We start from the raw sequence: 11,866 nt of genomic DNA on the forward strand, positions 1-11,866 counted from the left end.
CGCAGCGCCCGGTACAGCGCTACCGATCCCGAAGGTGGCCGATGGCCCTGCAGCCCCCAGGGGCGCCGGAAGAACAGCCCCAACTGACGCTTGTCGTTCGACAGGCCCTGGCTGCTTGGAGAGTGGGCATCGGGGTGCCAGAGCAGAATCAGGCCGCCGCCCCCCAGCTCGGGCAGCGGCTTGACCCGGAGTTCCAGCCGCAGTTTGGGGTCGGCGGGAGCCACAACATGGCTGAGGGTTTCGCGTCCGCCGGTGGCGCCAACGCGCAGGTGCCTCGTGCCCATACCAAAGGCATGGACGTTGAGTCGCACCGGTTCGCCGGCCTGCTGAGCCGGGGTGAGCGGCACGGCCAGGGCAGACCAGTGCCCGACGGTCCAGCGGCCTTCTGCCTCTGGGTAAGTGAAGCCCTCGAGGAAGCGAACCTCTTCGACGGAGCTGGGAAGCACACGACGACGTAAGGATCGCCAAAGGAGCGGAGCGGTCGCTGTGTTGAGTCCGAGGGCGCGCAACTGCATCTCGGCGAGAGACGGCAACGCGGTTTGACCCTGGTCGCGGCCGCCCTGCATGTCCATCCGGCGCAACTTCCAGTTCTGCATCGCGGTGCGGCTGGTCGGCAACAGGGTGCGGATCTCCAACTCCTCCCGCCTGTCGGCCGCAACCGCAGTATCGAGACGCGACAGGTAGCCTGCGGGAAGTCTCAGCCCGGCGTGCAATTCCAGGTCACCCAAGAACGCCCGGGCGACTGCTTCGAGCCGGTAGGTGCTGATGAGAGTTGCAAGAGCTTGCCAGTCAACGTCGTCGGACCCGGCGGACAGCAGCAGATGCGCCTCGACGAGGCGGGTCAGGCATTCATCGGCGTCCCATGGTTCGCACCGCGCCAGCGCCATGAACAACTGGTCGGTGGCGCTCGGCAGGAGCACCGTGCGCCCCTGCAGGGTGTGTTGCTCGGCGCGGGCGAAGAATGCCTCGCCAAGGGCGGGGTCGGTGATGGAGGAAAGCGGACGCCAGTGCAGGTCGAGAAGGCTCCCCTGTCCCGGCAGGCGCAGCGCGGCACCGGACGTTTCGCTGCCGAGCAACGGGGGCCCGAAATCCTCCCAGCGGAACCCTTTCGGTTCGAAGCCCCCACGGCTCAGCGCCCCCGCCGCTCGCGCCAGTTGCTGCGGCGGCACGAGGATGTCGCTGTCGGTCGAGGCGCGCTTGCGCTTCACATCCGGGGCTCGCATGAACAGGGCCATGCCCTTCAGCAACATCGGGCGGATCCCGTCGGCTGCCAGGGCGTCGAGGCCGAGGATCAGCATACGAACGTTGAGCGCGTTCTGCGTCCAGATATGGCGGCCGACGCCCTGCATGCGTTGCAGGTCGTCATCATCGATGTTCTCGCGCCGCACCAGATCGACCAGCAGCGGCATCACCCGGCTCGCTGCCCTGCCGGCATCGTCGAGCTTCACCAGCGCGCGCCAGCGACGGAAGGCGTCTACTGCGTCGGGGCCGTGCAAGGCAAGCGCGCGCAGCACCAGCGAAGCCGGTTCGTCGAGGAGGGCATAGCGGCGCTGTCCGGATTGCATCGATGGACTCTGGTTCAACGAGGGGTCTGCGTTGCGTTGCGGCGGATCTTGGCACTCAGTTCCGAACGCAGGGTCTTGTCGCGCTCGGCGGCGTTGGTACGTCCGTACTTGGTGGGGTGCGGTCGCCGCCGCGACCGCCGGTCAGAAAGGCGCACAGCAGCGTGTGCGTCGCATCGTTGCCGTTGATCACGTCCGACCTTCCCTGATATCGCTGACATTACGTCCGGAAACCTCCGGAGGGTACTCGATTTCGCGCGCCTCCCAGCTTCGGGCCGCGATGGTCTGGCAACACGGTGCGCGAGACATGGCTCGATTCGACGTCGACGGGGCAAGGTTCCTGAGCGACCCTCTCGATGGCGAGATCATCGTCATGGACATGCTTCAAGGCCGGCTCTTCCTCCTGGAGGAGGGGGCCGCGATTCTTTGGGAGCGGGTGCTGAGGGGGCAGTCCCGGGAATCGATCATGCTGGCCATCCAGTCGCGCTATGGCAGCGCGGACCACGCGGCGGCCGAGGCGTTCCTGAACCGACTGCTCGCGCTGGGTCTGATGACGGAAGACCTCTCCGCCGATGGGCCGTCGCCGGAGGATGCACCTGACTCATGGCCTCCGGTCCTCGGCGAACTGCGCCTGACCGAATATGACGATATGACCAACATCATAACGATGGACCCCATCCACGATGTCGACCCCAAACGCGGCTGGCCCTTCGACGGCCGCGGTTGATGGGAGTGCCGGATCCCACGACGGGCATGACGCGGATGCGCAGCCGGCTTGCCGGCCATGCCATAGACCTCGAGTTCGAGCCGGAAGCCGCCCATCTCGCGGGTGCCTTTGCCCGCCAGGTCGACGCGGATCGGGAGCCGGCGGGCCTGACGGTGTCGTTTCGCGTTGACAAGCGCTTCGTAGACAGCGCGCTGCGGACCATGGTCGGAGATTCCTCGCATCAACGGCGGGGAGACACGCATGTGTGGCTCGCGGCAAAGCCGCGTCATGTCCAGTTGCTCTCGCCGGATCCAGTCTCGGGACGCGACGCCGCAGTCGCCTCGGTTCTGCTCGAGCAGGGGCACGGGCTGGATGGCAGCCTGCGCGCCAGGCCGGGCGTGGAGGTCATTTCGGCCTGGGCGATCGGCCGGGACGTCCTTCCCGTCCATGCCAGCGGGATCGCCCTTGGTGATCGCGCCCTGATTCTCCTTGGGGAAAGCGGGAGCGGGAAGACGACGACGGCGCTTGCGCTCGCCGAGCGTGGCTGGAACCTGCTGGCGGATGACCGCTGTTTCGTCTACCGCCACGGTTCCGAGGTCAAGGCAGCTAGCCTCTATGCAACGGCTATCGTCACCGAAACGTCCCTGTCGCGGCTCGAGGCTCGCAATTGGCGCGATCTCGGGGTCACACATCACGGCAAGCAGGCGCGCCACCTGCCTTCCACCATCCAAATCGCAGCCGAGGCACACCTCGTGAGCGTGGTCTGGATCTCGCCCGATGCGGGTAGCCTCTACAATCCGGTACCATTGAGCCGTCGTGAAGCACTGGTGCCCTGGCAGTCGGCCCTCGCGCCGACACTCCAGGCTCATGGCCCGTCGGCAGGCTGGCTCAGGAACCTTGCCGACCTCTCGCACGCCGTTCCCGCTTGGCGCATGCGCGTCAGCTGGGATTTCGACCGGCTCGATGGCGCCCTGCGCGAGCTCGTCGCCAGGGGCGGACCGACGACATGAGACCGGTAGGTCCGTTCCAGCCGGAAAGCCTGGCTCTGGATCGTCAGTTGGCGATCGATACCCCGGTGATCTGCATCATCTACAATCGCCCACGGCTCGCCCGCAAGGTGGTGGACAGGCTGCGTCAGATCAGGCCGGCCCGGATCTTGATCGTTGCAGATGGACCAAAACCCGGCAATGGCGATGATGTTCAGGCCTGCGCGCAGGCCCGCGCCGAATTCGAGCGGATCGACTGGGACTGTTCGATCGACCGTGACTATGCTGAAAGCAACCTGGGGTGCCGTCGCCGTATCCTGAGCGGGCTGGACTGGGCCTTCGGACTGGTCGACCAGGCCATCATACTCGAAGACGACATCGACGCTCACCCGTATTTCTTCAGCTGGGCCGGTCGCCTGCTCTCCATGTATGCGGAGCGTGACGACGTAGCGATGCTCTCTGGCCACAACCCCTTGGTGCGGTGGCACCGTGTGGCGCCATTCACCGCCGGGATTCCGAGCCGCCGCGGCGGCATCTACGGCTGGGCAACGTGGCGTCACAAATGGCAGGCCGTCCAGAAGACCTTCGTCGGCGGGTCGGCCAGCATGGCGGCGGCTGATGTGGCTGCCTGCGGTTTCGAACCGGCCCTCGGGGCGCTTTACACGTTCTATCTTGAACAGGCGCGCACGGTACCCTCCCTGTCGTGGGACGTCGAATGGTCGTTGCGCATGGCGATGTCCGGACGCATTTCGATCGTCTCTCCGGTCAATCTCGTGCACAATCTGGGTCTCGGTCCCGACGCGACCATCACCAAGGATGGCGACGACATGCTGTTCTTTCTCCCGCGCCCGACCGGCCAGGATTCCATCGCGAACGAATGCTCGCTCGGTCCCGCCCCCCTTCGCCAGTTGCCGGCAGGCGATGACGATCGGGTCTTCGACCGCGCCCGCGTACTGATCGAGCTTCTGGTTCGCACCCGCGACCCCGCGATGGCAAGACGGCTGGCTCGCCGCGAGGAACTTCCGCTTGGCGGCGCGATGCGATTGCATCTTCTGCCATTCCGCCATGGGGGCGAAACGCGCGGCTGGATCGAACATCTCGCTGGCGAAGGGGTTGACGCTGCGGCCATCCAGAGGTGGCGGCGCGCCCTCGCGGACGGTAACGAACCGACTGCAGTCGGGATGAGCCGGTGACCGCGTCCGCCGGCATCTCCGTCGTTGTCGTCAGCTTGAACGCCGCTGCGACGATCGGCGCCGCACTCGACAGTCTCATCGCAGCGCGGGAGCGCCTTGCCGCGGAGCATCTCGAGGTGATTGTGGTGGACGGCGGCTCTCAGGACCGCACGGTCGAGCATGCCGCCGCACGACGAACTGGATTGCCAGGCCTCAGGATACTCCAGCAGACGTCACGAGGGATTGCCGCGGCGCGCAACGAAGGCATACGCGCGGCTTCCTCTGAGTTCATCGGATTTTGCGATGCCGATGACGCCTGGACACGCGACGCGCTCCCGCTGCGTCTGGAGGCTCTGCGACGCGACGCCTCGGCCTGGGGCGTGACCGGGCAGGTCAGCTTCGTCTCCGTCGAGGCGGCGGCACCGGGCGCTCCGGCCCGGCGAACGGCCGGCTCGATCCACCCCGGCTATACGCCCGGCGCCATTCTCCTGCGCAGGGAGGCCTTCGAGCGGGTCGGACCATTCGACGAGAGCCTGCGGATCGGCGCCGATGGCGACTGGATCCTGCGCGCGTCGCAGGCGATGGGGCCGCTGCTCGTTCTGCCGGAAACCGTGCTGGAGAAGGGCGTTCGCGCTGGCAGCCTCTCAACCGATGTCGAGGCCTACCGCGTGGAAATGCTCCTCATCGCCCGTCGCTTCATTCGGCGGGCACGCCGTCACGATGGTCCATGAAGGTCCTGCACATCATTCCGCGCTGGATCGGTGGGGGCCCCGAGCGCGGCATCCTGGAAATCGCCAGGCAAGACCGGGCCCGCTCAGGCGCCATAGAGCGCAGAGTGGTCGTGCTCGACAAACCCGTTTCCGCGCCGCTCCTCGTCATGGCGCGCCGACTGGGCATCGCCCTGGTCACGGATACCGACCCGGACCGGCTGGCCGGCGAGATCGAGGCTGCCGACATCGTCGAGATCACCTACTGGAATCACCCGCTGCTGCTCGATCTCCTGCGCAAGCCGCTCCCGAGCGCGCGGTTCTTGGTACGGTCGGCCATAGCCGGCAACACGCTTCCGCATGTTCTCTTCGGCGATCTCGTCGCATTCCCGGATGCCTGGATTCTCTCGGCGCCGCCAGGACATGGAGCAGTCCTTGCTTCACACGCCCATGTCACCCACATCCCGGCCCTGGCGGACATGACCCGACTGGCGGGTTATGCCGCGAGGCCCCACGACGGCATACGCATCGCCTATCTTGGAGGCATGTTCGAGACGAAGCTCCATCCGGACTTTGCCGACATCGTCGCGCAGACGAGTGGCGCGGGTATCCGGTTTGACCTCTTCGGAGATTCGGATGCCGCGACCCTCGAGATCCTGAGGAGTGCCCTAGCGGCGTGCGATGTGCTGGAGCGCGTCACCTTCCACGGCCATGTCGAGAACATCGCCGACGCCTTTGCCGAGGCAGACATCTTCGCCTACCCGCTCACCCCCGGCAGCTACGTGACGAGCGAGAAGGCGCTGCAGGAGGCGATGTGGGTCGGCGTTCCGCCGGTCCTCCTCGAAGGTACCGCGGCGTCAGGCTGGATCGATCATGGAGTCACCGGCTTCATCGCCCGCGACATCGCCGACTTCGCCCGCATTCTCGTGCTGCTCTCGGCGGACACAACGCTCCGCCGTCGTATCGGGGAGGCCGCCCGCGCCGAAGCGAGGCGCCGATTCGACCCGTCTCGCAACGCCCTCGCGATGGACGAAGTTCTTTCCGCGCTGCTGCGGCTGCCCAAGCGTTCGCACCCGCCGCTGCCGGGCGCCGGTCTGTCCGCGGCCGATCGCTTTCTGCAATCGCTGGGAGATATTGCCCCGCTGTTCCTGGAGATCGTTGACTCAACCTCCGACCCGCGGCCGCCATCGGCAGCCTGGAATGCCGAAATCCTGCTGCGCGGTGAGGGCGGCATTCTGCACTATGCCAACAGCTTCCCCGACGATGACAGGCTGCTGCAATGGGCAGATGCTCTTGGCAGACCCAGAGGACGCGCACGAGCCTACGAGAGCAGACGTCCTCGACCTTGAGCCGGACCAGGTCTGACGCCCGCTGTCGATCGACCACCTGGAACGAGTGAGGCGCAGCAAATGCGGGCCTTTCAGCAGTTTCAGCGCCTTATGTGGGAGATGGTGGCGGAGCCCCGTTTCACGCGATCCCCGAGACATGCCTTGTGTGCACCAAGGTCGGGTATGGCAATGGCGCGTTCACCGCGGAGGTCTGAATGCAGCCGCACCAACTGGATCGAGCAGCGCGAGCGATCGAGGACAGCTTCGCGGTCGACAAGGAGGGGCCCGCGCTCCTCCGCCTGATCGACGCGGAGTTCCAGTCAGATCCGACCAGCACCCACTGCCTCGACGCTCGCATCGTCGCCCGGGTACGGAAATGCGTTGCCCGCCGCTCTAGGGTGCAGGAGCACCTGCCATTTTACGTGGTGGATGACGAGGTTTGGGTGCGTCTCTGTGCGGGTGCCGGCGTCCGCTGGCAAAAATGGATGGCTGAGTCCTTGAAGGAATGGTGCTGCAAGAGAGGATTGAACTCTCGACCTCTCCCTTACCAAGGGAGTGCTCTACCACTGAGCTACTGCAGCATGGGTATCGGCGCGGCTGGCCGCGGCGACGGCGCGGTTACTGCCACAGGCCCTTGTCCCGCGCAAGGCAAAAAACGGGGTGTCGGTGGACCTCTGGTCCTGCCGGGGGCAGGGCCGTAGTCGGCGCCGGTCGGTGCAGCATTGCGGTGCGGCAGGCGAGGGCACCGGGGACGCTGGACTTCTCCGCGCCTCGTGCGGCACAAACAGAGCGGAACGCGCGTCGGATGCCTGCGCAGCGTGGGAGGCACGACATGGTTACGGATGCGGGGTCGGCAGGAAAGCGTCACCAGCGTCTTTCGGAACGGCTGCGTGACAACCTGAGGCGCCGCAAGGAGCAGTCCCGCGCCCGGGCCGCCGCCGCCGAGCCGGAGAGGTCGGAGGCTTCGGACGATGCCGGGCGGCGGGACGGCGACGTTCCCGACGAATCGCCATAGTGCGCCGCGTGGAGCGGACATGCCGGCCGGCAGGCCCGGCGCTGCATTGCCCGCGTCGCCGCAAGCTTGTAGATGGTCGATGCGGCGCCCATCTACGCGGCAACGCCAACGGTACCGGGACTGCCAATGTCTGATCTCAAGCTCATCGCGCTCGACACGGAGGACCTCGATGTCGTGTCCGCCACCACGCAGGATGCCATCGTGCGGGTGGGCGACATGGCGTTTGCCCGGGGCGATCGACGCTTCGCCCTGATGATGAACCGTTTTGCCTGGGAGCACGCGGATGGCAGGGCGCGCGGCCAGCCGGGGGTGCGCAAGCGCGCCGCGCTGCACTTCGACCATGTGACGGGCGTCCGGGCGGCCGGCTTCGATCTCAGCGCCCAGGAGGGCGTTCTGGAGCTGCTCTCCATTCGCTTCACCGAGGCGGTGGCGCCGGGTGGCCATATCGACCTGGTCTTCGCCGGCGGCGCCGCCATCCGGCTCGATGTCGAGGTGCTGGAAGCGCGCCTGCAGGATCTCGGTGCGGCCTGGGCCGCCCGCCTCAAGCCCGAGCACGTCGGCTGATGCCGCTGCGGCTGGATAGCCGGGACGCCGGTTTCGCCGCGGCCTTCAAGGCGCTGCTCGAGTCCAAGCGCGAGGCGTCCGAGGAGGTTGGCGCCGCCGTCGCTGCGATCCTCGCCGATGTCCGTCGGCGGGGCGACGCCGCGGTCATCGATTGCACGGCCCGTTTCGACGGCCTCCAGCTGACCCCGCGGACACTGGCCTTCACCGCCGAAGAGATTGACGCCGCCGCCGCGCGCGTTCCCCCCTCGACCCGCGCGGCGCTCGAACTGGCGCACGATCGCATCCGGGCGCATCACGACAAGCAGCGGCCGCTCGATCAGTTCTATCGCGACGCCATCGGGGTGACCCTGGGCACCCGCTGGACGCCGATCGAGGCGGTCGGCATCTACGTGCCGGGGGGGCTGGCCGCCTATCCCTCGTCGGTGCTGATGAATGCGGTGCCGGCCCGCGTCGCCGGTGCGAGCCGGATCGCCATGGTCGTGCCGACGCCGCGCGGCGCGGTCAACGATGCCGTGCTGGGTGCGGCCCGCATCGCCGGCATCACCGAGATCTACCGCATCGGCGGCGCCCAGGCGGTCGGCGCGCTGGCGTTCGGCACCGAGACCATTGCCCCGGTGCACAAGGTCGTCGGTCCGGGCAACGCCTATGTCGCGGCCGCCAAGCGGCAGGTCTTCGGGACCGTCGGCATCGACATGATCGCCGGTCCCTCGGAAGTGCTGGTCATCGCCGATGCCTCGGCCAATCCCGCCTGGGTTGCCGCCGACCTCCTGGCGCAGGCCGAGCACGGGGGAGGGGCCCAGTCCATCCTCGTCACCACCGAACCCGGGCTGGCCGATGGCGTCGAACGCGAGGTCGAGCGCCAGATGGCCCTGCTGCCTCGGGCCGCGATAACGCGCGAGGGGTGGAACGCTTTCGGCGCCGTCATCACCGTTGCCTCGCTGTCCGAGGCCGCCGACCTCGCCAACCGCATTGCCTCCGAGCATGTGGAACTCGCTCTCGATGATCCCGGGGCGCTGCTGCCGTCCATCCGCAATGCCGGCGCCGTCTTTCTCGGCCACCACACGCCCGAGGCGATCGGGGACTATGTCGGCGGCTCCAACCACGTGCTGCCCACGGCACGCTCGGCGCGCTTCGCGTCCGGCCTCGGCGTGCTCGACTTCATGAAGCGCACCTCCATCCTCGGCTGCGACCCGGCGGCCCTCGCCGAGCTGGCGCCCGCCGCGATCGAGCTCGCCTGCACCGAGGGCCTCGACGCGCACGGTCGCAGCGTGGCGATCAGGCTCAACAGCTAGATGGCGCTCGTTCCGCGACAGTTCGATCCGGTGCTCGACCGCATCGTCGCCGTCACCCTCGATCCCAACACCATCACCTCGGCCGATCCCGACGAAGTGCACGAATGGCGCATCGCCATCTTCGACCTGGTCGAGGAGAACCGCTTTGCGCCGGCGCGGGTGCAGGCCACCGGGCCCTTCGCGCTGCACGTCTCCATCGTCGGCAACTACATCGTGCTCGACGTGCGCAACCCGGAGACCTATGCGCCGGTCGCGGCGCATTACCTGTCGCTCACCCCCTTCCGCCGCCTGATCCGCGACTATTTCCGCATCCGCGACAGCTATTACGATGCGATCAAGACCGGCTCGACCTATCAGATCGAGACCGTCGACATGGCCCGCCGGGGACTCCACAACGAAGCGGCCGAACTGCTGCGCACGCGCCTCGACAACAAGCTGGAGATGGATCTCAACACCGCCCGCCGGCTGTTCACCCTGATCTGCGCCGTGCAGCCCTTCGCCTCCCGCATCGATGAGCGCGAATCGACCCTGCCCACCGTGCTGTTCGTCTGTTCGATGAATTCGGTGCGCTCGCCGATGGCCGCGGCCCTGGCGCGCCGGATGTTCCCCGGCCGGCTGATCGTCCGCTCGGCCGGGGTGCGTTCGGGCAAGGCCGACGGCTTCGTGCACGAGGTGATGGAGGAGATCGGCATCGACATGTCGGTGCACACCCCGCACACCATGGATGAACTCGTCGCCAACCACTTCGATCTGGTCGTCACCTTGTCGGACGATGCGCCCGAGGCCGTGCGGCGGCAGGGTCTCGAGATGGGCGCCCTGGAACACTGGCCGATGCCCGACCCCACCGAGGTGGAGGGCAACCGCGAGTCGGTGCTGAGCGCCTACAGGTCCCTGCGCGATGCCTTGCAGCTCAAGGTGCGGGAGCGGCTCGACAGGCTGCTGGCCAGCGCGCCGCGAGCCGCCTGACCGTCGCTCCGGGCGGGCGCCGGGCCCGAGGCAGGGCCGATCGCCTGGCCCGTTCGGCGGTGGTTCACAAAGCCGGCGACATCCAGTATAGCTGCGCGCAATTCACGCCCCCGACATCGCCAGTATCGAGTTCTCGAGGGCCTGTCTCAGGAGAGAGTATGGCTAAGGAAGAAGTGCTCGAGTTTCCGGGCGTCGTCACCGAATTGCTGCCCAATGCCACCTTCAGGGTGAAGCTCGAGAACGAGCACGAAATCATCGCCCACACCGCCGGCCGCATGCGCAAGAACCGCATCCGCGTGCTCGCCGGCGACAAGGTGCTGTGCGAGATGACGCCGTACGATCTGACCAAGGGCCGCATCACCTATCGCTTCAAGTAGCAGGCGCCGCGCGAGGGACATCCGGGCCGTGGCCCGCCCGCGCAGATCGCCTCGGAATCAGGCTCGATATGGCAAGTCGTCCCGAACTCATTCTGGCCTCCGCCTCGCCGCGACGCCTGGCGCTGCTCAACCAGATCGGCATCGAGCCCGAGCATCTCGTTCCCGCCCATATCGACGAGACCCCGGAAAAGGGTGAACTGCCGCGCAAGCTGGCGCAGCGCCTCGCCGACCAGAAGGCCATAACGGCTCAGCACAAGGCCCGCACGATGGGCATCGCGGCCAATGCGCTGGTGCTCTCGGCCGATACGGTCGTCGCCGTCGGCCGGCGCATCCTGCCCAAGGCCGAGACCATGGAAGAGGCCTCCGAGTGTCTCCGCACGCTCTCCGGTCGCTCGCACCGGGTGTTCACCGCGGTCACCATGCTCAGCCCCTCGGGTGCGCTGCGCAAGCGGCTCGTCGAGACCCGGCTGCGCTTCAAGCGCCTGTCGGCGCGCGAGATCGAGTCCTACCTCGCCAGCGCCGAGTGGCGCGACAAGGCCGGCGGCTATGCCATCCAGGGCATTGCCGGTGCCTTCGTCATCAAGCTGCAGGGTTCCTACTCGGCGGTCGTCGGGCTGCCGCTGCACGAAACCGTGTCGCTGCTCGCCGGCGAGGGGTATCCCGTGCACTTCAACTGGCTGAATCAGTCCAGCCTCACCGCGGTCTGATGGCCGACAACGTCATCCGCCTGCGGCCGGTCCGGCCCTGCCCGATCTGCGGCAGGCCCTCGAGCCAGCTCACCCATCCGTTCTGCTCGACGCGCTGCGCCGATATCGATCTCAACCGCTGGCTTTCCGGCGCCTATGTCATTCCGGCCGCCACTGGAGAGGCCGCCGACGCGGCGCCGAGCGACGATGCGGGGACGGACGGCGACGGCGATTAGCGCCGCCGCCGGAAGCCCTTTGCCGGGTGTCGCCACCGCGATATTGACGCTTGCGCGATGCCGTTTTGGTCCCTATAAACCGCCCGACTTCGACGCCCTCCGGGCGTTCGGACATGCCCGGGTAGCTCAGTTGGTAGAGCAGCGGATTGAAAATCCGCGTGTCACTGGTTCGATTCCGGTCCCGGGCACCATCTCTCTGTTCGCCAGACACCGCTGGCGATTGAGAAACCTCAGAAATCAGCCATAAGTCGCGGCCTCGCGGCTGGGAA

12 protein-coding genes, 2 tRNA genes and 1 pseudogene are annotated in these 11,866 nt (G+C 67.3%); 13 read left to right on the forward strand and 2 right to left on the reverse strand.

The features are described 5' to 3' along the window. Window positions 1-1,565 (reverse strand): nucleotidyltransferase family protein (locus tag ACE3TU_RS12760; RefSeq protein WP_374624726.1); only part of this gene is annotated, 1,565 nt, incomplete at its 3' end. A 304-nt stretch (window positions 1,566-1,869) separates the two neighbouring features. Between ACE3TU_RS12760 and ACE3TU_RS12765 the strand changes: the two genes are divergently transcribed. From ACE3TU_RS12765 to ACE3TU_RS12785, 5 genes are read left to right on the forward strand one after another with little or no spacing between them, the layout of a single operon-like run. Then, window positions 1,870-2,289, forward strand: coding sequence for a PqqD family protein (locus ACE3TU_RS12765; protein WP_374624728.1), 420 nt, complete (start codon window positions 1,870-1,872; stop codon window positions 2,287-2,289). Window positions 2,290-2,315: 26 nt separating this feature from the next. Then, on the forward strand, window positions 2,316-3,278 hold the full coding sequence (locus ACE3TU_RS12770; protein WP_374624730.1) for a hypothetical protein: 963 nt from the start codon (window positions 2,316-2,318) through the stop codon (window positions 3,276-3,278). 47 nt (window positions 3,279-3,325) lie between these two features. Then, on the forward strand, window positions 3,326-4,447 hold the full coding sequence (locus ACE3TU_RS12775) for a hypothetical protein (protein WP_374624732.1): 1,122 nt from the start codon (window positions 3,326-3,328) through the stop codon (window positions 4,445-4,447). Continuing rightward, complete coding sequence (locus ACE3TU_RS12780; protein ID WP_374624734.1) at window positions 4,444-5,157, forward strand: glycosyltransferase family 2 protein; 714 nt, start codon at window positions 4,444-4,446, stop codon at window positions 5,155-5,157. The genes ACE3TU_RS12775 and ACE3TU_RS12780 overlap by 4 nt, the downstream gene beginning before the upstream one ends. Further along, the gene (locus ACE3TU_RS12785; RefSeq protein ID WP_374624736.1) at window positions 5,154-6,482 is read left to right on the forward strand and encodes a glycosyltransferase; all 1,329 of its coding nucleotides are present in this window, start codon (window positions 5,154-5,156) and stop codon (window positions 6,480-6,482) included. Before ACE3TU_RS12780 ends, ACE3TU_RS12785 begins: the two co-directional genes overlap by 4 nt. A 485-nt stretch (window positions 6,483-6,967) precedes the next feature. On the opposite strand, the gene ACE3TU_RS12790 is transcribed toward ACE3TU_RS12785, so the two are convergent. Next, a tRNA-Thr gene (locus ACE3TU_RS12790) sits at window positions 6,968-7,042 on the reverse strand. Window positions 7,043-7,602: 560 nt separating this feature from the next. Between ACE3TU_RS12790 and ACE3TU_RS12795 the strand changes: the two genes are divergently transcribed. The 8 genes and pseudogenes from ACE3TU_RS12795 (at window position 7,603) to ACE3TU_RS12830 (ending at window position 11,788) form a co-directional block, all read left to right on the forward strand. Then, on the forward strand, window positions 7,603-8,040 hold the full coding sequence (locus ACE3TU_RS12795; RefSeq protein WP_374624738.1) for a DUF2948 family protein: 438 nt from the start codon (window positions 7,603-7,605) through the stop codon (window positions 8,038-8,040). Continuing rightward, on the forward strand, window positions 8,040-9,332 hold the full coding sequence (gene hisD / locus ACE3TU_RS12800; protein WP_374624740.1) for a histidinol dehydrogenase: 1,293 nt from the start codon (window positions 8,040-8,042) through the stop codon (window positions 9,330-9,332). The genes ACE3TU_RS12795 and hisD overlap by 1 nt, the downstream gene beginning before the upstream one ends. Continuing rightward, window positions 9,333-9,812: pseudogene (locus ACE3TU_RS12805) on the forward strand (UPF0262 family protein); the annotation flags it as partial. 57 nt (window positions 9,813-9,869) lie between these two features. Beyond that, window positions 9,870-10,298 carry an arsenate reductase ArsC gene (locus tag ACE3TU_RS12810; protein WP_374624747.1) on the forward strand — a complete coding sequence of 143 codons (429 nt, stop codon included), beginning with the start codon at window positions 9,870-9,872 and terminating at the stop codon, window positions 10,296-10,298. 158 nt (window positions 10,299-10,456) lie between these two features. Continuing rightward, entirely contained in the window at window positions 10,457-10,675 is a 219-nt protein-coding gene (infA, locus tag ACE3TU_RS12815) for a translation initiation factor IF-1 (RefSeq protein ID WP_035082742.1), read from the forward strand. A 68-nt stretch (window positions 10,676-10,743) separates the two neighbouring features. Next, window positions 10,744-11,382 (forward strand): Maf-like protein, encoded by a 639-nt coding sequence (locus ACE3TU_RS12820; protein WP_374624743.1) that lies wholly within the window; start codon window positions 10,744-10,746, stop codon window positions 11,380-11,382. Next, window positions 11,382-11,597: a DNA gyrase inhibitor YacG gene (gene yacG, locus ACE3TU_RS12825; RefSeq protein WP_374624745.1), complete on the forward strand. Its 216-nt coding sequence runs from the start codon at window positions 11,382-11,384 to the stop codon at window positions 11,595-11,597. Before ACE3TU_RS12820 ends, yacG begins: the two co-directional genes overlap by 1 nt. 115 nt (window positions 11,598-11,712) lie before the next feature. Further along, window positions 11,713-11,788: transfer RNA gene (locus ACE3TU_RS12830), tRNA-Phe, on the forward strand. Window positions 11,789-11,866 lie beyond the last annotated feature (78 nt).

Origin of the sequence: Devosia sp. (genome assembly GCF_041917035.1) — a bacterium.
Classification (GTDB): domain Bacteria; phylum Pseudomonadota; class Alphaproteobacteria; order Rhizobiales; family Devosiaceae; genus Devosia_A.